The 22,467-nt window shown below is 57.6% G+C and carries 26 protein-coding genes; 17 read left to right on the forward strand and 9 right to left on the reverse strand.

Annotated features, from left to right (window positions below; all coding sequences use genetic code 11):
* Positions 1–33: 33 nt before the first annotated feature.
* Both dprA and tldD read right to left on the reverse strand, forming a co-directional pair.
* On the reverse strand, positions 34–1,158 hold the full coding sequence (gene dprA, locus ACXADZ_RS04805; RefSeq protein ID WP_475193121.1) for a DNA-processing protein DprA: 1,125 nt from the start codon (positions 1,156–1,158) through the stop codon (positions 34–36).
* Between the two features lie 237 nt (positions 1,159–1,395).
* Positions 1,396–2,817: a metalloprotease TldD gene (tldD, locus tag ACXADZ_RS04810; RefSeq protein WP_475193123.1), complete on the reverse strand. Its 1,422-nt coding sequence runs from the start codon at positions 2,815–2,817 to the stop codon at positions 1,396–1,398.
* Between the two features lie 176 nt (positions 2,818–2,993).
* Here tldD and coxB point away from each other — a divergent pair, with 176 nt between their 5' ends.
* The 11 genes from coxB to ACXADZ_RS04865 all read left to right on the forward strand — a co-directional run bounded on the left by coxB (position 2,994) and on the right by ACXADZ_RS04865 (position 12,954).
* The gene (gene coxB / locus ACXADZ_RS04815; protein WP_171094153.1) at positions 2,994–3,905 is read left to right on the forward strand and encodes a cytochrome c oxidase subunit II; all 912 of its coding nucleotides are present in this window, start codon (positions 2,994–2,996) and stop codon (positions 3,903–3,905) included.
* Positions 3,906–3,994: 89 nt separating this feature from the next.
* Positions 3,995–4,945 (forward strand): heme o synthase, encoded by a 951-nt coding sequence (gene cyoE, locus ACXADZ_RS04820; protein WP_171186863.1) that lies wholly within the window; start codon positions 3,995–3,997, stop codon positions 4,943–4,945.
* Positions 4,942–5,103 carry a hypothetical protein gene (locus ACXADZ_RS04825; RefSeq protein ID WP_171094149.1) on the forward strand — a complete coding sequence of 54 codons (162 nt, stop codon included), beginning with the start codon at positions 4,942–4,944 and terminating at the stop codon, positions 5,101–5,103. Before cyoE ends, ACXADZ_RS04825 begins: the two co-directional genes overlap by 4 nt.
* Positions 5,103–5,678, forward strand: coding sequence for a cytochrome c oxidase assembly protein (locus ACXADZ_RS04830; RefSeq protein WP_475193126.1), 576 nt, complete (start codon positions 5,103–5,105; stop codon positions 5,676–5,678). Before ACXADZ_RS04825 ends, ACXADZ_RS04830 begins: the two co-directional genes overlap by 1 nt.
* A 22-nt stretch (positions 5,679–5,700) precedes the next feature.
* The gene (locus tag ACXADZ_RS04835; RefSeq protein ID WP_171094145.1) at positions 5,701–6,516 is read left to right on the forward strand and encodes a cytochrome c oxidase subunit 3; all 816 of its coding nucleotides are present in this window, start codon (positions 5,701–5,703) and stop codon (positions 6,514–6,516) included.
* Between the two features lie 156 nt (positions 6,517–6,672).
* Positions 6,673–7,350 carry an SURF1 family protein gene (locus ACXADZ_RS04840; RefSeq protein ID WP_475193128.1) on the forward strand — a complete coding sequence of 226 codons (678 nt, stop codon included), beginning with the start codon at positions 6,673–6,675 and terminating at the stop codon, positions 7,348–7,350.
* The gene (gene thrC, locus ACXADZ_RS04845) at positions 7,347–8,735 is read left to right on the forward strand and encodes a threonine synthase (RefSeq protein ID WP_475193131.1); all 1,389 of its coding nucleotides are present in this window, start codon (positions 7,347–7,349) and stop codon (positions 8,733–8,735) included. The genes ACXADZ_RS04840 and thrC overlap by 4 nt, the downstream gene beginning before the upstream one ends.
* Positions 8,732–9,994, forward strand: a complete 1,263-nt coding sequence (locus ACXADZ_RS04850; protein ID WP_475193133.1) for a M16 family metallopeptidase — start codon at positions 8,732–8,734, stop codon at positions 9,992–9,994. Before thrC ends, ACXADZ_RS04850 begins: the two co-directional genes overlap by 4 nt.
* On the forward strand, positions 9,994–10,578 hold the full coding sequence (locus ACXADZ_RS04855) for a GNAT family N-acetyltransferase (protein WP_171094139.1): 585 nt from the start codon (positions 9,994–9,996) through the stop codon (positions 10,576–10,578). The genes ACXADZ_RS04850 and ACXADZ_RS04855 overlap by 1 nt, the downstream gene beginning before the upstream one ends.
* A 103-nt stretch (positions 10,579–10,681) precedes the next feature.
* Complete coding sequence (locus ACXADZ_RS04860; protein WP_475193135.1) at positions 10,682–11,500, forward strand: MBL fold metallo-hydrolase; 819 nt, start codon at positions 10,682–10,684, stop codon at positions 11,498–11,500.
* Positions 11,501–11,538: 38 nt separating this feature from the next.
* Positions 11,539–12,954, forward strand: coding sequence for an FAD-binding oxidoreductase (locus tag ACXADZ_RS04865; protein ID WP_475193137.1), 1,416 nt, complete (start codon positions 11,539–11,541; stop codon positions 12,952–12,954).
* A 37-nt stretch (positions 12,955–12,991) separates the two neighbouring features.
* Here the strand turns inward: ACXADZ_RS04865 and ACXADZ_RS04870 are convergent, their stop codons facing one another.
* From ACXADZ_RS04870 to ACXADZ_RS04880, 3 genes are all read right to left on the reverse strand, one after another.
* Positions 12,992–13,474: a fasciclin domain-containing protein gene (locus ACXADZ_RS04870; RefSeq protein WP_475193139.1), complete on the reverse strand. Its 483-nt coding sequence runs from the start codon at positions 13,472–13,474 to the stop codon at positions 12,992–12,994.
* A 170-nt stretch (positions 13,475–13,644) separates the two neighbouring features.
* The gene (locus tag ACXADZ_RS04875; protein ID WP_475193141.1) at positions 13,645–14,184 is read right to left on the reverse strand and encodes an adenine phosphoribosyltransferase; all 540 of its coding nucleotides are present in this window, start codon (positions 14,182–14,184) and stop codon (positions 13,645–13,647) included.
* An 83-nt stretch (positions 14,185–14,267) separates the two neighbouring features.
* Positions 14,268–14,402: a hypothetical protein gene (locus ACXADZ_RS04880; RefSeq protein WP_256367903.1), complete on the reverse strand. Its 135-nt coding sequence runs from the start codon at positions 14,400–14,402 to the stop codon at positions 14,268–14,270.
* Positions 14,403–14,509: 107 nt separating this feature from the next.
* On the opposite strand from ACXADZ_RS04880, the gene ACXADZ_RS04885 reads away from it, so the two are divergent.
* Positions 14,510–14,683, forward strand: coding sequence for a hypothetical protein (locus tag ACXADZ_RS04885; protein ID WP_170384937.1), 174 nt, complete (start codon positions 14,510–14,512; stop codon positions 14,681–14,683).
* A 7-nt stretch (positions 14,684–14,690) separates the two neighbouring features.
* On the opposite strand, the gene ACXADZ_RS04890 is transcribed toward ACXADZ_RS04885, so the two are convergent.
* Positions 14,691–15,320, reverse strand: a complete 630-nt coding sequence (locus ACXADZ_RS04890; RefSeq protein ID WP_475193145.1) for a LysE family translocator — start codon at positions 15,318–15,320, stop codon at positions 14,691–14,693.
* Between the two features lie 251 nt (positions 15,321–15,571).
* On the opposite strand from ACXADZ_RS04890, the gene ACXADZ_RS04895 reads away from it, so the two are divergent.
* On the forward strand, positions 15,572–16,420 hold the full coding sequence (locus tag ACXADZ_RS04895; RefSeq protein WP_475193146.1) for an alpha/beta hydrolase: 849 nt from the start codon (positions 15,572–15,574) through the stop codon (positions 16,418–16,420).
* Between the two features lie 2 nt (positions 16,421–16,422).
* On the opposite strand, the gene ACXADZ_RS04900 is transcribed toward ACXADZ_RS04895, so the two are convergent.
* Together ACXADZ_RS04900 and ACXADZ_RS04905 are read right to left on the reverse strand one after the other, a co-directional pair.
* Positions 16,423–17,295 carry an S-methyl-5'-thioadenosine phosphorylase gene (locus tag ACXADZ_RS04900; RefSeq protein ID WP_475193147.1) on the reverse strand — a complete coding sequence of 291 codons (873 nt, stop codon included), beginning with the start codon at positions 17,293–17,295 and terminating at the stop codon, positions 16,423–16,425.
* Positions 17,296–17,361: 66 nt separating this feature from the next.
* Positions 17,362–18,027 (reverse strand): hypothetical protein, encoded by a 666-nt coding sequence (locus ACXADZ_RS04905; RefSeq protein ID WP_475193150.1) that lies wholly within the window; start codon positions 18,025–18,027, stop codon positions 17,362–17,364.
* Between the two features lie 61 nt (positions 18,028–18,088).
* Here ACXADZ_RS04905 and ACXADZ_RS04910 point away from each other — a divergent pair, with 61 nt between their 5' ends.
* A complete protein-coding gene (locus ACXADZ_RS04910) occupies positions 18,089–19,723 on the forward strand; it encodes a SulP family inorganic anion transporter (RefSeq protein ID WP_171647542.1) in 1,635 nt (544 codons plus the stop codon).
* A gap of 136 nt (positions 19,724–19,859) precedes the next feature.
* Here ACXADZ_RS04910 and ACXADZ_RS04915 read toward each other — a convergent pair whose 3' ends face one another.
* Positions 19,860–20,465 (reverse strand): flavin reductase family protein, encoded by a 606-nt coding sequence (locus ACXADZ_RS04915; RefSeq protein ID WP_475193153.1) that lies wholly within the window; start codon positions 20,463–20,465, stop codon positions 19,860–19,862.
* A gap of 71 nt (positions 20,466–20,536) precedes the next feature.
* Here ACXADZ_RS04915 and ACXADZ_RS04920 point away from each other — a divergent pair, with 71 nt between their 5' ends.
* The 3 genes from ACXADZ_RS04920 to ACXADZ_RS04930 all read left to right on the forward strand — a co-directional run bounded on the left by ACXADZ_RS04920 (position 20,537) and on the right by ACXADZ_RS04930 (position 22,424).
* A complete protein-coding gene (locus tag ACXADZ_RS04920) occupies positions 20,537–21,031 on the forward strand; it encodes a GNAT family N-acetyltransferase (RefSeq protein WP_475193156.1) in 495 nt (164 codons plus the stop codon).
* A 52-nt stretch (positions 21,032–21,083) separates the two neighbouring features.
* The gene (locus ACXADZ_RS04925) at positions 21,084–21,827 is read left to right on the forward strand and encodes an EcsC family protein (RefSeq protein ID WP_475193159.1); all 744 of its coding nucleotides are present in this window, start codon (positions 21,084–21,086) and stop codon (positions 21,825–21,827) included.
* Positions 21,828–21,962: 135 nt separating this feature from the next.
* Positions 21,963–22,424, forward strand: coding sequence for an NUDIX hydrolase (locus ACXADZ_RS04930; RefSeq protein ID WP_475193160.1), 462 nt, complete (start codon positions 21,963–21,965; stop codon positions 22,422–22,424).
* Positions 22,425–22,467: the final 43 nt, after the last annotated feature.

Consider the following 22,467-nt stretch of genomic DNA (forward strand, 5'->3'; position numbering starts at 1 on the left):
AGGCCGATGCCATGGTCTCGGTGGGCGGTTCGATCAGCCCGCCAGCGACAGCAGACCTCCGGGCTGGCGCTGGATTCGTCCATCCAGTTCCAGATCGACCAATGCGGGGCCAAGCTCACCAGCCGAAGCCGCAATGTCGCGCAGCAATTGGTCTTCTGCGATAGGTGAGGGGCCGAGCCGTTCGAGGATTTGAACGTGCAAGTCTTGGGACCTTGGTGCGGCGGGGGCAGGGGGCTGATCAGGCTTACGTGAAAACAGGTCGTCCTTTTGCGGCAGGGCTTCAATCACGTCCTCTGCCGACCGCACCAGAGTAGCACCATCCCGAATCAACAGATTGCACCCGGCGGCCCGCGCATCGAACGGGTGGCCAGGAACGGCCAGAACCTCGCGCCCCTGATCCAGGGCATCGCGTGCTGTGATCAGACTGCCGGACTTGGCCGCAGCCTCGACCACGACTACGGCCTGCGCAAGGCCCGAGATGATCCGATTCCGACGAGGGAAGTGCCGGGCCTGAGGTGTCACGCCCATCGGTTGTTCCGACAGGCGCAGCCCGTTGGAGGCGATGTCATGGGCCAGTTCTGTATTCTCTGCCGGGTAAATCACATCCACGCCGCCCGCCATGACAGCAATGGTGCCGGAAGTCAGGGCTGCAATATGCGCTGCCGTATCTATTCCTCGGGCCAAGCCAGAGACAATGACATGTCCTTTGCCGCCTAAATCGGTCGCCAACCCTCGGGCCATCCGTGCGCCAAGCGAGGAACAGTTTCGCGCGCCGACCATTGCAATAGCTGGCTGCTGCAGCAGAGATACGTTGCCGATCGCCCACAGCATCGGGGGCGCATCGTTCAGATCATTCAAGGCTGCTGGGAAATCAGCGGACCCAAGGTACAAAAGCCGCGCTTTGGCGGCTTTTGCGGCCTTGAGTTCCGCCTCGATCACGCCGGGGGGGCAGATTTCATACCCTTCTATTCCGGCGGCGCGTGCTATTTCGGGCAGCGCAGCCAGCGCGTTCTGCGCCGAGCCATGTTCCCGTAGAAGCCGGCGAAACGTCGCCGGACCAACCTTGCGAGAGCGCAAAAGGCGAAGCCACGAAAACCTGTCCTCTTCCGTGGTGGGTGGGAGTGGGGGGTGATTGGAAGAAAGCTGCTCTTCGGTCATCCGGTGCTCCGCCTTGTTGCAAAACTGGTTTACAAGAGGGCGGGTTAACAGCCTGTAAATCGTAGAAAATTAAAGGCATATTTTTTCGAACGTGCTGTCAAAAACTCCCTAAAGCGTTGGAAAATATGAATTAAAATAAATTCGGATACCCCAGCGCAGAATGAGGCTTGCGGTCAGAGGGTAAGGCGTACAGGTGCAAGGTTAACCCTGCATCCGTGTTTTCCATACTTTTCCGACTCAGGCCGCTGAGCCGCCTACGGTCAGACCGTCCATCAGCACAGTTGGCTGTCCGACCCCCACCGGCACCCATTGTCCATCCTTGCCGCAGGTGCCCATACCGGGATCCAGCGCCATGTCGTTGCCAAGCCCCCGGATCCGTTTCAAAGCAGACGGTCCGTCACCAATCAGTGTAGCTCCTTTGACGGGTGCGCCGATCTTGCCGTTTTCCACCCGATACGCTTCGGTGCAGGAGAAGACGAACTTGCCGTTGGTGATGTCCACCTGTCCGCCGCCGAAACCCACGGCCCAGATGCCGTCCTTTATATCCGCGACCAAGGCCGCAGGGTCAGCCTCCCCTCCCAGCATGATCGTATTGGTCATACGCGGCATGGGTTTGTGCGCGTAGCTCTGCCGCCGCCCGTTGCCAGTAGGCGCAACGCCCATCAGACGCGCGTTCTGACGGTCCTGCATGTAGCCAGTCAAAATGCCATCCTCGATCAGCACTGTGCGCGAACTGGGTGTGCCTTCATCATCCACGGTGATCGAGCCTCGGCGGTCAGCAATCGTGCCGTCATCGACTACGGTTACACCTTTTGAGGCGATCTGCTGTCCCATGAGACCGGCAAAGGTCGAGCTGCCCTTGCGATTGAAATCCCCTTCCAACCCGTGGCCGATGGCCTCGTGCAGCAGAATACCCGGCCAGCCTGGGCCAAGCGCGACTTCCATCACCCCCGCAGGGGCTGGAACCGCATCAAGATTGACCACCGCAATGCGCAACGCTTCACGGGCTTTGGCCTGCCAGTCCTTCGGATCGATCAACCCGCTCAGGCCAACGCGGCCACCGCCACCTGCCGAACCACTTTCGCGGCGTCCGTTCTGTTCAACGATCACCGAAACATTCACACGCGTCATCGGGCGCACATCCCGCACCATCACGCCGTCAGGGCGCAGAATCTCGACCTCTTGAACAGCGGCTGAGATCATAGCGCTGACCTGCACCACACGCGGGTCCATATCGCGGGCAAAGGCATCGATCTCGCGCAGGGTTTCGATCTTGACCGGAAACGCGGCAGAGTCGATGGGATCTTCGTCGGTGTAGAGGCGCGTGTTGGTGGACCGGGGTGCCTCGGCCAGCGTCCCGCCACCGTCCCCAACGGCCAGCCGCGCGGTCTCGGCCGCGCGTTTCAGAGCGGGAATCGACACTTCTGTGGAATGCGCGTAACCGGCCACTTCGCCTTGAACTGCGCGCAGCCCGAATCCCTCGGACGCATCGTAAGACGCGGTGCGCAGACGCCCGTCATCAAACACCAAGGACTCGGATTTGCGACGCTCGACATACAGTTCTCCGTCTTCGGCCCCGGCGGTCGCCGATTGCAGAATAGACAACGCCTCATCATGCGGAAGGGCGCTTTCAAACGGGCGAAAAGGGGCGTCGGACATGGGTTGTGACCTTTCGGGTTTGATCCAGATCAAAAATAGCGTCTGTTTGACGCAAGCATTTTGCTTTATCTACCCGACGGAATATGGTTTTTAACGCGGCCAAAGACAACGGGAGAGGTGCGACCGATTCACACCTTTTCGCCAGGGACGCAAAGATCAAACGATCAGGACAGAACATGAAGAATGCTTTGATGCTTTCAGGGTTTATGACAGCCCTCTCCAGCCTTCCCGCCATGGCTCAGGAGCTTGAGATTATTGGCAAGCCGGTCGATGGCGGTATGGGCTTCCAGCCTGCGGCCACAAGCTTGGCCGATGGTATTCAGCGGCTGGACACAATGATTCTGGTGATCATCACCGTAATCTGTCTGTTTGTTGCGGGCCTGCTGCTTTACTGCATCGTACGTTACAACCAGCGTGCAAACCCGACCCCGGCGCGATTCTCGCACTATACCCCGGTCGAGATTGCCTGGACCCTCGGTCCGATCCTGATTCTGGTCTTCATTGGCGCGTTCTCGCTGCCGGTTCTGTTCAAGCAACAGGAAATTCCCGAAGGTGACATCACCATCAAAGTTGTGGGCAACCAGTGGTACTGGACCTACGAATATGTCGATCACGACTTTGCGTTCGACAGCTACTTGCTGGGCCACCCGGCCACATTGGACGAAGGTGCGCGCCCTGCAGATGCGGACGTGACCCCATTTGTTCTGGATGATGCCATGCGCGCCAAGCTGGCAGATGCGGGTTACAGCGACGACGAATGGCTGCTGGCCACCGATACCGCAGTGGTCGTACCGGTTGGCAAGGTTATCGTGATGCAAGTGACCGCATCCGACGTGATCCATTCGTGGACCATCCCGTCCTTTGGCGTGAAACAGGACGGCGTGCCCGGACGTTTGGCTGAACTGTGGTTCGAAGCCGAGAAAGAAGGCGTTTACTTCGGTCAGTGTTCCGAACTCTGCGGCAAGGACCACGCCTATATGCCGATCACCGTCAAAGTGGTCAGCCAGGAAGCTTACGACGCATGGCTTCAGGGCGCGATCGACGAATATGCGGGTCTGCCGCAAAGCTATCAGGTCGCCTCGAACTAACTGAGCGACATGGGCGGGGATAACCCCTCCTTGGACATGACGCAGGCTGCGCGGGTGATCGCGCAGCTTTCGCCCCAGAAGGACCGGAAATGACCGACGCAAGCATCAATGCCAGCACTGCGACCGCCCATGCGGACGAGGCCAGCTTTGGCGACTACTTCGCTCTGCTGAAGCCGCGTGTGATGTCTCTGGTTGTCTTCACCGCGCTTGTCGGACTGCTGGCGGCACCCGTTTCCGTGCATCCTTTCGTTGGCTTTTGCGCCATTTTGTTCATAGCGATCGGCGGTGGAGCGTCTGGCGCTTTGAACATGTGGTGGGACGCAGATATCGACCGCGTGATGAAACGCACCAAGGGTCGCCCGATCCCTTCCGGTAAGGTGGAAGAGGGTGAGGCGCTGGCGCTTGGGCTGGCTCTTTCGGGCCTGTCCGTGATCATGCTGGGTCTTGCAACAAACTGGTTTGCAGGCGCGTTTCTGGGCTTCACGATCTTTTTCTACGTTGTTGTCTACACAATGTGGCTCAAGCGTTCGACGCCGCAGAACATCGTCATCGGCGGTGCCGCTGGTGCGTTCCCGCCCGTGATCGGCTGGGTTGCTGCTACCGGATCGATGACGGTTGAGCCCTGGCTGATGTTCGCCCTGACCTTCATGTGGACTCCACCGCATTTCTGGGCGTTGGCTCTGTTCATGCGCTCGGATTATGATGATGCGGGTGTTCCGATGCTGACCGTTACACATGGCCGCCGCGCCACACGGTTTCATATTCTGGTCTACACGGCGCTGCTTGCGGTGCTGGCTGTCGGCACAGCGTTCTCGAATATCGGTGGCCCGGTTTATCTGGCGGTTGCGCTGGTGCTGAACGCCCTGTTCCTGCGCGGAGCTTGGCAAATCTCGCGGCGGACCGAAGAGGATTCCGAAGCCGATAATTTCAAGGTTGAGCGCAGCTTTTTCAAACTGTCGCTGCTCTATCTCTTCCTGCATTTCGGTGCCATTCTGGTTGAAGCTTTGCTGAAACCTTATGGCCTGGGAGGTTGGTCATGAGCCTGCGCAAGAACCATGAGTTGCATCAGCGCCGCTTCAGTCGCAATCTGGGTGTTGGTCTGACACTGGCCGCATTTATCGTAATCATTTTTGGGCTGACGGTCGTAAAGGTCTCGGGCACGGATTTCGGTATGGCACCACAGGAGGTTCAGAACTGATGGCTTTGACAGGTCCGCAGAAAACGGTTGCACAGACTGTTGGCGTAGTCATCCTTATGGGCAGTCTGGCCTGGGCGGCTGTGCCATTTTATGACTGGTTCTGCCGGGTAACGGGTTTTGGCGGCACCACGGGTGTAGCTGAGTCAGCGCCCGAAGAAATTCTGGATCGCACCATCACCGTCCGGTTTGACGCCTCTAAGGCCAAGGGCATGGCTTGGGAGTTCAAACCGATTGAGCGTGAGATGGAAGTGCGCATCGGCGAAACCGGGCTTGCCTTCTACGAAGCATACAACCCAACCGACCGGCCGATTGCGGGCCAAGCCTCTTACAACGTCGCCCCCTATTCGGCGGGTGGGTATTTCCAGAAAATCGCCTGTTTCTGCTTTGAAGAGCAGGTGCTGCAACCCGGCGAACGTGTAGAGATGCCGGTGACCTTCTTCGTCGACGCGGAACTGGTCGACGATCTTGAAGCAAAGTATGTTCATACGATCACGCTGTCGTATACATTCTACGAAATTGACCTGCCCGAGGGCTATGCCGCCCTTGAAACGCAGGCAGATACAAACACGAACTAACGCCTGTAGGTGAGGGACGCTGATGGCACACGCTAAAAACCACGATTATCACATTCTGGCCCCGTCGATCTGGCCTCTGATCGGAGCCGTTGGTGGCTTTGTGATGCTGTTCGGGGCCGTCCTTTGGATGCATGGCCTTACGCCGTGGATGTTCTGGGCCGGTCTGGTCGCGGTGCTTTACACCATGTTCGCATGGTGGTCCGAAGTGGTTGTTGAAAGCCGTCAAGGCGATCACACGCCCGTCGTCCGCATCGGTTTGCGTTATGGTTTCATCCTGTTTGTGATGTCCGAAGTGATGTTCTTCTTCGCTTGGTTCTGGTCGTTCTTCAAGCATCGCATGTATCCGATGTACGACTATGCCGGCACTGAATACATCCAGCCGGATATTCATGCGGTTGACCCCTTCCACCTGCCGCTGATCAACACTCTGGTCCTGCTGCTGTCGGGCTGTGCGATCACCTGGGCACACCACGCGCTGGTGCATGACAATGACCGCAAGGCGCTGATCAACGGTCTGGCCATCGGTATCGTACTGGGTCTGCTGTTCACCTTCCTGCAGGCCTACGAATACTACGAGCTGCTGGCCCACGAAGGCTGGGAATTCGGCGGCGATCAGTTCTATTCGAACTTCTTCATGGCAACCGGTTTTCACGGCGCGCACGTGATCATCGGGACAATCTTCCTGACGGTCTGTCTGATCCGTGCTCTTAAGGGCGACTTTACCCCCGAGAAGCATGTGGGTTTTGAGGCGGCAGCATGGTACTGGCACTTCGTTGACGTTGTCTGGCTGTTCCTGTTCTTCGCCGTCTACATTTGGGGCCAAGCCCCGCTGATGTAATGCCGATCAGGTAATCCAATTGGAAAAGCCGCCCTCTGGGGCGGCTTTTTCTCTGTTCTGGGTACAAGATTGCGCCCGATACAATTGCGTGGTTGCATTTTCGTCTGCTCCGCCCTTAACAAGACGCCGGTTCCTGCAACGAGGTCTGATCCCGCCATGCACCGCATTCTATTCCTGCTGATCTTCGGTCTCGCCGGTCTGGGCGTGTTGCTGTCGCTTGGCATTTGGCAAGTGCAGCGTCTGTCATGGAAACAAGAGTTGCTGGCCGAGATTGAGGATCGAATTTCGGCGGATCCTGTGGATCTGCCAGCGCAGGTGTCAGAGGATGCGGACAAATATCTGCCGGTGATCGTGTCAGGTGAAATGGTTCCCGGGGAAATTCACGTGCTGGTCTCAGTGAAACAGGTAGGGGCGGGTTATCGCATCATCCAGTCTTTCAACACAGGGGATCGTACGATCCTTGTGGATCGGGGCTTTGTTCCAACAACTGCCAAAGACACCGAGCGTTTGACCGGCCCAATGGAGATTGCCGGGAATCTTCACTGGCCGGATGAGATCGACAGTTACACGCCTGAGGCGGATATCGACGCCAATATCTGGTTCGCCCGTGACGTACAGAACTTGGCCGCTGCTTTGGGGGCTGAACCGGTTCTGTTGATCGCCCGGTCACAAACCGACCCGAATGTGACGCCCTTACCGGTCGATACGGCGGGCATCCCGAATGATCACCTGCAATATGCAATCACCTGGTTTGGTCTGGCTCTGGTCTGGGCCGCGATGACCGTATACTTCCTGTGGCGCAGCCGCGCCAATTCTGAGAGTGACGCGACATGAAATACATCTCGACCCGTGGCCAAGCGCCTGAACTGACATTTGAAGAGGCGATGCTGACCGGTCTGGCCCGCGACGGCGGCCTGTACCTGCCCGCCGAGATCCCGGTGATGGGCCACGACGAGATCGCCGCTTTGGCCGGTCTGCCTTATGAGGAAATCGCGTTCCGGGTGATGTGGCCCTATGTCAGCGGCTCATTTGCCGAAGGTGAGTTCAAGGAAATCATCACACGCGCCTATGCCGGGTTCGGCCACGATGCCCGTGCGCCATTGAAACAGTTGAACGAGAACCACTTCCTGCTGGAGCTGTTCCATGGGCCCACGCTGGCTTTCAAAGACTTTGCGATGCAATTGATCGGTCAGCTGTTCCAGGTGGCTTTGAAGCGCCGCAATGACCGCGTGACCATCGTGGGTGCAACCAGTGGTGATACAGGTTCCGCTGCCATTGAAGCCTTCCGGGGGCTGGACGCGGTGGATGTGTTCATCCTGTACCCACATGGCCGCGTGTCCGAGGTGCAGCGGCGACAGATGACAACACCAGCGGACAGCAATGTGCATGCTTTGGCCGTGGATGGTGATTTTGACGATTGTCAGGCCGCGCTGAAGGACATGTTCAACGACTTTGACTTCCGCGACAGCGTGAAACTGGCTGGTGTGAACTCGATCAACTTTGCCCGCGTACTGGCGCAGATCGTGTATTATTTTTCTGCTGCCGTCAGTCTTGGCGCGCCACATCGCAAGGTCAGCTTCACCGTGCCGACCGGCAATTTTGGGGATATTTTTGCGGGCTATTTGGCCAAGCGGATGGGCCTGCCCATTGATCGGTTGGTGGTTGCGACAAATCAGAACGATATCCTGCACCGCTGTCTGAGTGGTGAGGGGTATTTCAAGGGAGATACCATCCCCTCGATCAGCCCCTCGATGGACATTCAGGTCAGCTCGAACTTTGAGCGCGCATTGTACTACGCTTATGGCGAGGATGGCAGCGCGGTCGCTCAGTTAATGGACGGGCTCAAGAATGGCGGCTTCAACGTCAGCCAGGGCGCGATGGAGGCGCTGCGTGAGAGTTTCGACTCGGGCCGCGTATCCGAAGATCAGACGCTGGAAACGATCAAGCACACGCTGGCGCATAGCGCGGAACTGGTTTGCCCGCACACCGCCATTGGTATCAAGGTTGCGGAAGAGCACCGAGTGGCTGATGTGCCGATGATCACCCTGGCGACTGCGCACCCTGCAAAGTTCCCGGCGGCTGTCGAGAAGGCGAGCGACGTGCATCCGCCTCTTCCATCCCGCATGTCTGATCTGTATGAACGTCCGGAACGGGTAACCCGCATTGCAAATGATCTGGGTGCCCTCGAGGATCATATCAAAGGGCATATCGCCGAGTGACTGTCAGACAAGACCAACTGAAGAACGGCTTTCGTATCGTCAGTGAACACATGCCGGGGCTGCAATCAGCGGCCATCGGCATCTGGGTGACCGCCGGTGGGCGGCATGAGCGGATCGAGCAAAACGGCATCGCGCATTTCCTTGAACATATGGCGTTCAAGGGAACCGAGCGTCGTTCTGCGCTGCAAATCGCTGAAGCGATCGAGGATGTGGGCGGCTATATCAACGCCTATACCTCGCGCGAGGTGACGGCCTACTACGCGCGTGTTCTCAAAGACGACGTCGCGCTGGCCATGGATGTGATCGGCGACATCGTTCTAAACCCGGTTTTCGATCCGCGTGAGATCGAGGTCGAGCGTGGGGTGATCCTGCAAGAAATCGGTCAGGCCTATGACACGCCGGACGACGTGATCTTTGACTGGCTGCAAGAGCAGAGCTATCACGACCAACCCTTGGGCCGCACTATTCTGGGGCCAACTGAAAAGGTCAGTGCGTTTTCACGCGAGGATCTGTCGGGCTTTGTAGCCGAGCATTACGGCCCCGAGCAGATGATCCTGTCGGCTGCCGGTGCAGTGGATCACGATGCGTTGATGAAAATGGCCGAAGAGATGTTCGGGCACCTGCAACCGCGCAAGGGCCTGATCCCGGACGCTGCACGGTTCACCGGGGGTGAGGCACGGCAAGAGAAAGAGTTGGAGCAGGCGCACTTTGCCCTGGCGCTGGAAAGCCCCGGTTACCGCGACGATGCGATTTATACGGCGCAGATTTATTCGACGGCTTTGGGCGGCGGCATGTCCTCGCGTTTGTTCCAGGAGGTGAGGGAAACGCGCGGGCTGTGCTACACAATATTTGCTCAGACCGGTGCTTACGCTGATACTGGTACAACCACGATTTATGCGGGAACCTCGGCGGATCAGGTTGGTGAGTTGGCGACAATCACCATTGATGAGATGAAGCGCGCGGCCGAGGACATGAGCGCAGAAGAGGTCGCCCGTGCCCGCGCCCAGATGAAGGCCGGAATGTTGATGGGACTGGAAAGCCCATCGAACCGGGCCGAACGTTTGGCGCGGCTGGTGCAGATTTGGGGTAGGGTGCCCTCGCTTGAGGATACTGTTGCCAAGATCGATGCGGTTGGCACTGAAGATGTGAGAGCCTTTGCAGAAACCATGGCTGTACAGGCTCCGGCAGCTCTGGCGCTTTATGGGCCTGTGTCTGGTGCGCCAAGTTTGGCCGAACTGCAGGAGAGGCGGGCGGCGTGATGCTGTTGGGCAGACGCAAGCTGAAACTCGAAACCGCGCGGCTTAGCATGCGCCCGCCTGTACATTCCGATTTCAATAACTGGTCCGCGTTGCGGCGGTCTTCAAAAGACTATCTGACGCCGTGGGAGCCTGTCTGGGCCAGCGATCATCTAAGCCGCAAGTCTTTTACCAATCGGGTGTATTGGGCACAGCGTTCGGTCGCCAGTGGCACTGCGATACCGCTGTTCCTGTTTCGTCGCGAGGATGACGTTCTGGTGGGGGCCATCACGCTTGACAATATAAGGCGTGGTCCCGCGCAGGCGGGTACTCTGGGATATTGGACCGGTCAGGCTTTTGCCCGGCAGGGATACATGCGTGAAGCAATTGGTGCGATGGTTCATCACGCCTTTACCCGACTGGATCTGAGCCGGATCGAAGCGGCCTGCTTACCGGAAAACCGGGCTTCGCGCGGGTTGTTGGAAAGCTCGGGCTTCAAATACGAAGGTGTGGCGCAATCTTACCTGCAGATCAACGGGCGGTGGCGGACACACGTTTTGTATGCCAGCCTACGATCCGACAGGCGCGGGAAAACCGACGCGGGTTAGGGGGCGCTGCCCCCGTCGCGGCTTGCCGCGCCTCCCCCGAGGTATTTTTGGCCAGATGAACAAGGGGGCATGACTCGGGCGCGTTCTGCGCTACACTTGGGTTATGCGCTGGTTGGTTGCGGCATTGATGGTGATTTCGGGCGGGGCTGCAGCGCAGGAGCGGCGGCCGAGCCATTGCATTGCCGTTGCTGATGCCGCGCCGGGTATTGAATACCTTCACAAAGCGGCTTGGCAGGATCCAGTGCCGGAATTTTCCGTGCGGATCAGCTACATCGCGCACGCGTCGTTTCTGATCCAGACGCGGGGTGGGTTGAATGCCGTCACGGATTTTACAGGGTTCATCGGCAGTGCGGATTTGATTCCCGATGTTGTGACGATGAACCATGCCCACAGCACCCATTGGACCGCCCATCCCAACCCGGCGATCCCGCATGTTCTACCGGGATGGGGAGAGTTCGGGCAGGGCATTGAGCATCATCTCGATCTGGGTGAGATGCTGGTGCGGAATGTTTCCACCGATATCCGGTCAGTCTATGGCGGGGTCGAGGAACGCGGGAACTCGATCTTTGTATTCGAGGTCGAGGGTCTGTGTATCGGTCATCTGGGCCATCTGCATCATGTGCCATCGGACGAACAGTTTGCCGCTTTGGGGCGGCTGGATGTGGTCATGGCTGCGGTTGATGGGGGGACCACGATGCCCTTGCCGGACATGATCTCGGTTTTGAAGCGGCTGAAGAGTTCGGTGATTATTCCGATGCATTGGTTCTCGGGGTTCTCGCTGGATCGGTTTCTGGTCGATATTCGTGATACATTTCCAGTTGACCGCCAGGGGGTGTCAGAACTCACCGTTTCCCTCAGGGATCTGCCAGACAGGCCGACGGTAATTGTTCTGGAACCGCAATATCTGATTGATCTGGAATAGGGCTTGCCGCAGCCGCGTTACTTGGGCATTGAAAACGTATGAGTTTGAACCCCGCCGATGCCCGTTTTGCTGCGCTGATCCGTTCGACATTGGGCGAAGATATCCTGCGCCCCGTAGAAGTTCGGTATCTGGAAGAACCGCGCGGGCGGTTCGCTGGCCAGATCGGTGTGTTGGCTGTTCCCCGAAACACCGAAGAGGTTGCCGCGTTGGTGCGGTTGGCTGCAGAGGAGCGAGTGCCGGTTGTCCCTTATGGCGGCGGCACAGGTCTGGTAGGCGGGCAGGTGATCGCAGACGGCCCGCCACCTTTGCTGATCTCTTTGGAGCGCATGACAGCTATTCGGTCTGTGTTTCCGACTGAAAACATTCTGATCGCCGAAGCCGGTGCCATTCTGCAAGACGTTCAAGTGGCGGCTGAGGAAGTGGATCGGCTGTTTCCACTGTCATTGGCGGCGCAGGGGTCCTGCCGGATCGGGGGCAATCTGTCGACCAATGCCGGGGGCGTCAACGTACTCCGCTACGGCAACGCGCGCGATCTGTGTCTGGGGCTTGAGGCGGTGCTGCCCAATGGCGAGATTTGGCATGGGCTCAGCCGCTTGCGGAAGGACAACACTGGCTATGACCTGCGCGATCTTCTGATCGGGGCCGAGGGCACATTGGGCATCATTACGGCGGCGTCCCTCAAGCTGTTTCCAAAGCCTGCAGTTCAGGGCACGGCCATGTTTCAGGTGGCTTCACCTGAAGCGGCCATTGACCTGCTGGCGCTGGCACGGGATCAGGTGGGCGAGACTGTCAGCACTTTTGAACTGATCCACCGGCAAGGGTTTGATTTCCTGTCAGAGGTTCTTCCAGACGTCCGCCAACCGTTCAGCACCCGCCCAGAGTGGTGCGTATTGATCATGCTGGGTCTGGCCGCTGGTCAATCATCTTCAGATGCTTTGGAGACTCTCTACGTTGCCGCCGAAGATCGTGGGCAAGTTCTGGACGGAGTGATTGCGCAAAGCGAAGCCCAACGTGCCGATCTTTGGGCGGTACGCGAACGCATCCCCGAGGCCAATCGGCTGATCGGTTCGGTTTCGAGCCACGATATTTCGGTTCCGATTTCCAGAATTCCTGACTTCATTCGCGAAGGTGGAAAGATGATCGCTGAACTTGGCCCGTACCGGATCAATTGCTTTGGGCACCTTGGGGATGGCAACCTGCATTACAATGTATTTCCACCCAATGGGCACAGCCGATCAGAATTTGAAGATCAACGCGGTGTCATCAAACAAGCGGTGCATGATCTGGTTGACGCCTATGACGGCTCGGTCAGTGCGGAACATGGGGTGGGGCGTCTGAAGACCGACGATCTGGAGCGTTATGGCGATCCGGTCAAGCTGAGTGCGATGCGGGCCATCAAGGCAGCTTTGGATCCGCAGGGTATCATGAACCCCGGTGCGGTCCTGAAGGTGTGAACACGGCCCACACCAGGGGCCGTGCCCGACGATTTCTTTACGATGCAGGCAGGATCACCTTGTCGATCACATGAATTACGCCGTTCTTTGTCTCGATATCGGCCTGAACGACGTTCGCATCATTGACCATCACACCAGAATCCAGATCGATTGTGATGTCGCCGCCCTGAACGGTTGCGGCGGTCATGTCGTCGCTCAGATCACCTGACATGACCTTACCTGGCACAACATGATAGGTCAGGATGGCAACCAGTTGATCCTTGTTTTCAGGCTTCAGCAGGTTTTCAACAGTGCCTTCAGGCAAAGCCGCGAACGCGTCGTCGGTTGGGGCAAACACTGTGAACGGGCCTTCGCCTTTCAGCGTGTCCACCAGTTCGGCGGCCTGCACAGCAGCAACAAGTGTTTCAAAGCTGCCAGCGGCAACAGCTGTGTCAACAATATCCTTTCCGTGACCATCGGCCAAAGCAGTTGTGGTTAACAGTATCGAGGCGACACCGGCGGCGGCGAGTTTGCGGAACATATGCTAATCTCCCTAGGTTAGAATGCTTCAAGCAGCATCACCCGAGTTACGCAGTAGCCTCACAGCAAGATCACTTGTTTTGAGCCAACTTGCGACTTGATCAACAAACAAGCCGCGCTAAGCCAGCGCGGCTTTTGGCTTCCAGTCACGTTTTTGTGAAGTTCTTTCGATCAGAGCCCTTCAAATTCGCACAGCACGTGCACATCCATGTTCATGTCTTCAAGAACTTTGCGGCCTCCCAACTCGGGAAGGTCGATGATGAATGCGCATGAGATAATTTCGCCGCCAAGCCGTTCGATCAGCTTGATGCCTGCCGCCGCCGTGCCGCCTGTGGCCAGCAGATCATCGACCACCAGAATCTTTTCACCGGGTTGGATGGCATCGTCGTGGATTTCGACAATGGCCTCACCGTATTCAAGTTTATAGTCTTGGCTGATTGTGGTTCCGGGCAGTTTGCCTTTTTTGCGGATCGGCACAAAACCAACACTCAGCTGATGCGCAATCGCACCGCCCAGGATAAATCCCCGCGCTTCAAGCCCAACCACCTTGTCGATCCGCTCACCGGCGTAGGGGTGCAGCATCTGGTCGATCGCCATCCGAAACCCGCGCGGGTCGGCAAAAAGGGTTGTTACATCGCGAAACATGATCCCTTCGTGGGGGAAATCGACGATGGTTCGGATGTAATCTTTGACAGATTTATTTCTGGACATAGGCCAACCCTTTTAGCGGCAAAACACGCAAGGGTTTTTGGCCTATCAAACGACACCATGCAAGATGCCATTCCGGCGCACGGTCAGGAACGGCGGGTCACGATAGCCTTGGGCAGGCTTTTGTAGCGATACAGCGTGGCGGGCAACCAGGACAGGTGCGGTTTGCGCCAATTGCGTTGATCTCGCAATAGAAATGCCTGAGCAGTATGAAGGTTCATTGCCATATTCCTTTTATTGTTGTTAAGTGCCCGATAACGACAATCACTATGCTATGTATATACAATGCATCGCCTAAAATTGCAAGATGATGTTGGGGACAGCGCGCGTGGCTAAGAAAGACGGCAAGGGATCGACCAAGAAAAACAGTCAGCTGGTCCTGCGCTTGGACAAGGATGAGCGCGACGCTTTTGTGGAGTTGTGCAAAGAGCTGGACACGTCAGCCGCACGCGAAATCCGCCGGTTTATTCGCGGTTTCATGAAAGAACACGCCGAGGACTAAGCGCGCCTCAGGCGGGGCGGCGCAGAACAGCCGTCGCGACCCCCATTCCGATCAAAGTCAGTCCACCAAATCGCGTCATTGCCGTGATAACGCTGGCACGGCCAATCACGCGCCGAAGCTGGTCGGCCAGCAGCGCATAGGCCAACGCGTTCAGCCAGGCCAGCCCCACAAATGTCGCGATCAGGATGACGAATTGGGGACCCAGCGGATCGGCTGGACGCAGGAACTGCGGAACAAAGGCGATGAAAAAGGCGATGGATTTCGGGTTCAGTGCGGTCACGGCAGCGGCGTGCCCAAACACATTGCGCGCCGTTACATCGCGCTCGGTGTCGACCGCGTTCAGCCCGCCGGACGGTGCGCTTCGCAGCAATTTGATCCCAAGCCAGACCAGATAGGCAGCCCCGACCCATTTGAGCACTGAAAATAAGGTGGCGGATGCCAGCACCAGCGCACCCAACCCCAACAGTGAGGCGGTCATCGCGAAAAGATCCCCCACCGCGACTCCAGTTGCCGAGGCCACAGCAACGCTGCGGCCCTTGGACAGCGCATAGCTAAGCACCAGCAACACGGTCGGGCCGGGGATCAGCAGCAAAGCGGTGGACGCGGCGACAAAAGCCAGCCAGAGTTCAAGCGACATGGGGTCTCCTGTAGAGGTGTCGTCACACCAAGCCCTTGTATGATGCCAACGTCAAGTCTCTGCCTTGATCGTTTAGCTGTTTTTGAGGCGGCAAGATCGAGCACCTGTGCGTTTCTCGCATCTGAATCGCAAAGCTGATGGATTTGAGCAGTGTGACAACGGCTTGAAGTTTAGATGAAGCTTTGCTCATTCATCTTGAAACGGTCCTGAACCTGCCCAGACTAAAGGGTATAACTTCGCAGGAGGCAAAGGTGCAGATCCAAAGTACAGATGCCAATACGATGAGGCGGATCAATCGTATCAAACGGTTGCTGCTTGGCCTCTTGTTGGCCGGGGGCGTCGTGTATGGGGTCATCGTCGGATACATGTACTTCAACCAGCAATCGCTGCTTTACAAGCCAGACGGTGAATTGCCTGATCCAGCCTCGGTTTCTTTGGCGGATATCGATGTGCTTTCAATGCCTATGTCCGATGGTACGGTTCTGACGGCTTGGGCCGCACCGGCAGCCGTCGAAGGTGCCCCGACCGTATTGTTTTTTCATGGCCAGAGCGGCAATCTGAGCGATCGCGCGGATCGGTTCCGAGAGATACTGAACAGCGGCTACGGGCTACTGGCGCCCAGCTATCGCGGGTTTCCCGGCAGTGCAGGCGCGCCGTCCGAGGCGGGTTTGATCTCGGACGGATTAGAGTTGTTTGACCAATTGCACAGCGCCGGAGAGCCAGTTGTTCTACATGGCCAAAGTCTTGGTACAGGAGTGGCTTCGGCGGTTGCAGTACAAAGGCCCGAGGCCGAGATGCTGGTGTTGGAAGCGCCGTTTACGGCGACCGTGGATGTGGCGGCTGAACGTTACCCTTGGTTGCCCGTATCGGCCCTGATGCGCGACCAGTTCGCCACCCGAGACATCATCGACGCGATCGAGGTGCCGACATTGATCTTCCACGGCACCGACGATCAGACCGTTCCCGTGCATCACGGAGAACGGCTTGCCGACATGGGTGGTGAAAGGGTGGAGTTCTTCGCGGTTCCCGACGGAACCCACAATGACTTGTGGTCACATGGTCTGTGGCAAACTGTTCAGGACCGTTTGCCACAAAGGTAACGTCAGAGAATGCGTCCTGCCACTGCGTCCAGCTTGGCCAACAGCGCAGGGTCGCGTTTATCAGGGGCAGTCAGGATCGCGTATTCCAAGGCCCTGTCACAGCCATGCGGGCAAGGTTCTCGTTCAGCCCCCAGCAATGCAGGCAGACCCTTGACCAAAGCACGACCCTTGTCTGCGTTGCCGGTCAGCGTGGCGATGATGGCGGTCACGTCAACCTCACCATGGTCCGGGTGCCAGCTGTCATAATCCGTGACCATCGCAACCGAGGCGTAACAAAGCTCGGCCTCTCGGGCGAGTTTGGCTTCGGGCATGTTGGTCATGCCAATCACATCGCAGCCCCATTGCTCGCGGTACATCTTGGATTCTGCTAGGGATGAGAACTGAGGCCCCTCCATCGCCAGATAGGTGCCGCCACGATGGATGTTGATGCCTGCGGCTTTCCCTGCTGTTTCGCAGGCGTCTGACAGGCGCGGGCAAGTCGGATGCGCCACGCTGACATGAGCCACACAGCCACTTCCGAAAAAGCTCTTATCCCGTGCAAAAGTCCGGTCGATGAACTGATCGACAATCACGAAATCGCCGGGTGCCATATGCTCGCGAAACGATCCGCAGGCTGAAACCGAGATCACATCCGTCACGCCAAGCCGCTTTAACGCGTCAATATTAGCGCGATAGGGCACATCGGTTGGCGAATGCACGTGGCCGCGCCCGTGTCGTGGCAAAAAGGCCATTTCAACCCCGCCCAATGATCCGGTCAGGATGTGGTCCGATGGTGTTCCCCAAGGAGTCTCAACCTCGACCCATTCCGCATTTTCCAGCCCGTCGATCTCATAAATGCCTGATCCGCCAATAACGGCAATCTTGGTTTGGGTCAAAGTCCTGCTCCACGTATTGAATTGCTGTTGAATTTTTGCGGGTTGGGGGGGCTTTTGACAAGGGGGCTAATCCTGTTTCGGTAACAGGTTGCGCAGACGGGACTGTGTCTTGAAATCAGCCCAGGCTGTGCCGAATGTTTCCAGTGGCCAGGTTAAGTCCTGCGATTGCCCATGCCTGTCACGAAATACAAAGCGATACGCGTCCCCGGCCAGCATGGCATCTAACAGGTCTTCGGCACGCTGATCTTCGAAGGTGCAGCCAAGCCCGGTCAGGCAACCGGGACGCCGCGTGCGCCAGATGGTTTCATTACCCTTGTCGATGCGAAACCCGTACGGATTGAAAAGGGTGCCGGGTTCCATTCCGAATTCCACCTTGAAGCCTTCGACCTCTGGCGTGATGAAAACGAACTGTGCCGCAAATTTCGGTCTTAGCGAAAACACCTCTGCCCGTCGGATGTAACACCGCTGCTTCAACGCCCCGTGTTCTTCGCGTTCGTCGCAGATCGAATTCCATATCCCGAAAATTTCGTGATGCGTGACCCGCCAATTCCCGGCCGTGTCGTTACCTTCCAGATCCTGGGCCAAAGCGGGCAGGGCTGAGACGAGAAAGAGCATGATCCAACGCATGACCACACTGTTGGTTGGTGAAGCGTAGACCTGCAAGTCACGTTGCCGCGAGGCCGAGGTATGCATCAAGCACATGGCTGCATCCCGCTTGATGCGGTAGCTCAACACCCTTGTGTCCGCTACATAGGCGCCTTCGCGCGAACATAAAACCCTATAGGACTGACCAATGCCCCGAGCCTTGCTGGCAAGTTTTGCCAACCGCGTTGCCATGCCCGATCTGCGCTGGGTGCCTGATGAGGGGTTGACCTTCTCTCGCCTGCGGATCGAACTCTTGTCCGGCCTGACCGTGGCCCTTGCGCTGGTGCCCGAGGCCGTGGCTTTTGCCTTTGTCGCAGGCGTGCACCCGCTGGTTGGTCTCTATGCGGCGTTCCTGGTTGGCCTGATCACGGCACTGATCGGCGGGCGGCCCGGTATGATCTCGGGCGCAACCGGCGCTTTGGCGGTGGTTATGGTCGCGCTGGTTGCCGAACACGGAGTTGAATATCTGTTTGCGACCGTTGTTCTTATGGGAATTCTCCAAGTCATAGCCGGGGCGATGCATTGGGGACGCTTTATCCGTTTGGTGCCGCATCCGGTGATGCTGGGCTTTGTGAACGGTCTGGCCATCGTGATCTTTCTGGCCCAGATGGGACAGTTCAAGGTGCCCGGAACCATGGAAAACACCGGCCATGGCATGAGCGGAGGGGAATGGCTGTCGGGAATGCAGCTTTATACCATGCTGGGTCTTGTGGCGCTGACAATGGCGGTGATCTGGGTCATGCCGCGTGTCACGCGTATCATTCCTGCGCCTCTGGCCGGAATTCTGGTGGTCGCAGCTCTGGTGATCGGCCTGGGACTGGACGTGCCACGCGTTGGCGATCTTGCCTCGATCGAAGGCGGTCTCCCTGCGTTCCACATCCCGATGGTGCCGCTGAACTGGGAAACGTTCGAAATCATTCTGCCTTATGCTGTCATTCTGGCGGCCATTGGTCTGATCGAATCCCTGCTGACCCTGAACCTTGTGGGCGAGATCACCGGTAAACGTGGCGGCGCGTCTCAGGAATGTATCGCGCAGGGTGCGTCGAATATCGTGACCGGGTTCTTTGGCGGCATGGGCGGCTGCGCAATGATTGGTCAGTCGATGATCAACGTGAAATCCGGCGGCCGAACTCGTATCGCCGGTATCGCTGCGGCGCTGTTCCTGCTGGTCTTTATCCTGTTTGCCTCGCCCCTGATCGAACAAATCCCGCTGGCCGCATTGGTCGGTGTGATGTTCATGGTGGTGATCGGCACCTTTGCCTGGAACTCGTTCAAGATCATGCGCAAGGTTCCCATGACGGATGCTTTCGTGATCGTGCTGGTGACCGTCGTGACCGTGATGGAGGACCTTGCGGTTGCCGTTGTGGTCGGCGTCATCGTCTCGGCACTGGCTTATGCCTGGAACAACGCCAAACGCATTCACGCGGTCACGCGCGACTCTGAGACCGAAAAGGGCGCAAAGGTCTATGAAATTCAGGGGCCTCTGTTTTTTGGGTCCTCCGATGGTTTTATCGAGCTTTTCGATGTCCCGAACGACCCTGAAACAGTGATTGTTGATTTTGCCGAAAGCCGCGTTGTGGATCAGTCAGCCTTGCAGGCCATCGAAAACATCGCTGCGAAATACGAAGCTGCGGGAAAACGTGTCATGCTGCGCCACCTGAGCCGCGATTGTCACAAGCTGCTGAATAAGGCCGGACACCTGATGGTCGACAGTGACGACGACCCGGATTACGAACTGGCGGTCGATTACTCTGTCCGCACTGGAATTCTGGGCGGGCACTAAGCATTTTGCGAGGCTCTGCCTCGCGCTCCGAGGTATTTGACGCCAGATGAAGCAGGGGATCCTTTATTCATCTGGCGTCAAATACCTCGGGGGAATCGCCCGGAATGGGCGGCGGGGGCAGCGCCCCCGGATCACGCTAATCATCTGGGCGATTGAGTGAGAACAACTCGGAAACAACCGAGTAATCCCGGTAGCCCAGGCGTGCCAATGGTTGAAACGATGTCACGTCAAACTTGCCGTCCCGGATGTGATCATCGTGCAGGTGCACGCCGATTACTTCGCCGAATACTACCCGATTGGCTTCACCGGGTAGAGTGACGATCTGGGTGAGCTTGCATTCCAGTGCAGCAGGAGCCCCTGCAATCCGGGAACATGGAATCGTTTCGCATTCGATGGGTGACAGCCCGGCATGTTCAAACTCATCGACGTCTTTCGGCAGGCCTGCTGAACTTGCGTTCATCGCGTCCCGATGCGCATGAGCCACCACGTTTACACAGAAAACGCCGGTCGCTTCGATATTTGCGATGCTGTCCTTACCTCCGTTCTGATCGTGTTTGGTGCCGGTTGTGGCAAACATCACCTGCGGTGGCGTGTAGGCGACGCCATTGAAAAAGGAATAAGGTGCCAGATTGTTGATCCCATTTGCATCCCGGGTTGAAATCCAGCCGATCGGGCGCGGAGTGATAATGGCGTTGAACGGGTTGTGCGGCAGGCCGTGGCCGTCTTCGGGGCGATAGAACATCTGATCTCCAAGCGTTTGCCCAAGGCGTACCGAAGTGCTAGGGCGAATTCCAGCAAGGAAAAGAGGGCAGGGTGCAGCAATTCGGGATCAGGCCGGAAGAGCCGGACGATTGGTGGGAGGTTGAGGCCCTCTATGACCTGTGCTTTGCGCCGGGTCGTGAGGCTTTGTCGTCTTATCGATTGCGCGATGACGTGCCGCCGGTTGCGGGTCTGTCTTTGGTCGCGCGGGATGGTCAGAGCATTCTGGCCGGTGCAATCCGGTTCTGGCCCGTTCATGTCGGCGATCACGATGCGTTACTGTTGGGGCCCGTCGCCGTACACCCTACTCATCAGGGCGAGGGGCTGGGCGGGTATCTGATCCACGCAGGTGTTGAGGCAGGGCGCACGCGCGGGTGGCAGCGGGTCATGCTGGTGGGTGATGAACCTTACTACAAACGGTTCGGATTCCAGCGTTTAAGTGGGGTCGAGATGCCGCCGCCCACCAATCCTGACAGGGTTTTGGGATTGGAATTGAAACCCGGCGTCTGGTCCGGAGTTCAGGGTGCAGTGACCCGTTGGAGCCGCTGACCTATTGAATCCACGCCGCGCAACGCCGATGTTGATAGACAGGAGGGCGTAGATGCACAACGTGGTTCTTGTCGAAAACGTGGATGCCGAGGCCGAACTGGATCGTCTGGCGGATCACTACCGATCTGCCGGTGGTGCTGGCGTCAAACTTCTGAACAAGCTGGGCGGATCAGCCGAGTCTTTGCTTGAGCAGTTGCCGGAACCGGTGCGGCATGGCTTGACCGGAGCAACCGAGCAGGCTTTGTGGCTGGCGATGCACGCCGCGCAAGGTTCACGGCGCGCCGTTCCCGATCAGAAACCCTGGGTGAATACCGCTGTCACGACGGCCATGGGTGCGGCTGGCGGGCTGGGTGGGGTTTCGACAGCTTTGATGGAATTGCCTGCAACAACCGCTATGCTGCTGCGCGCCATTCAAGGGGCTGCGGCGCGCGAAGGCTTTGACCCTACAGCAGAGAACGTGAAATTCGACTGTGTGCGGGTTCTGTCCGCCTCGGGGCCGCTTTCCCATGACGATGGTGCGGATCTTGGCTTTTTCTCGGTTCGCTTGACCTTGACGGGGCCCGCTATGCAGCGCCTGATTACAGCGGTTGCACCGCGCTTTTCGATTGTGCTTGGCCAAAAGCTGGCGGCTCAGTCCGTACCTGTACTCGGAGCATTAGCCGGCGGTGGGACGAACTATGTCTACACGCGGTACTATCAGCAGATCGCACGCGTACATTTTGGATTGAGACGTCTGGCAATCGACGCTGATATTCCCCACGACGAACTGGTGCGGCAACTTTCGGCCCGAATGTAGTTCGCCCATCAAACCTGCGCCTGACTTGGCGATCAACACATTATATGGTACCTTGTAGCATGCCTTGCACCAAATGGGTTCGTTTTGATCCTATTTGCGAAAGGGCTGAATTTTGACCTAAGGAACCGCCAGGTCATGAAACAAACGCTGCTGCGTCTTGAAGATCTTAACGCTGCGGAACAGCCCGTTTTGCAGCAGGCCGCTGCACTGTGTTACCGGATCAAGAACAACCGGCCTGAGGTGTTGCTGATCACAACACGCAAGGCGCAGCATTGGATTATTCCCAAAGGCTGGTTCATCCCGGGTTTGTCCCCGGCTGAAACGGCCTTGCAGGAGGCGTGGGAAGAAGCAGGAGTCTCCGGTCAAAGCAGCGGGGTTCGACAGGGGCAGTTTTTTCATCACAAACACCAGCCGAATCGACCGCCCGTGTTGATTCTGGTGGATGTGTTCCCAGTTCATGTGCGGTCCGTTTCGCAGGAATTCCCGGAACAAGGGATGCGCAAGCGCAAGTGGTACCCGCTCAAAAAGGCAGCTCTTAAGGTGCATTCACCAGGACTGTCCAATCTGTTACGAGACTTTAAGCCATACGCACATTAAGATCAGGCCCGAGAGGCTTGATATTGTCATTTTGGTCGGTATC

It is taken from the genome of Ruegeria sp. ABM4_193, assembly GCF_056158705.1.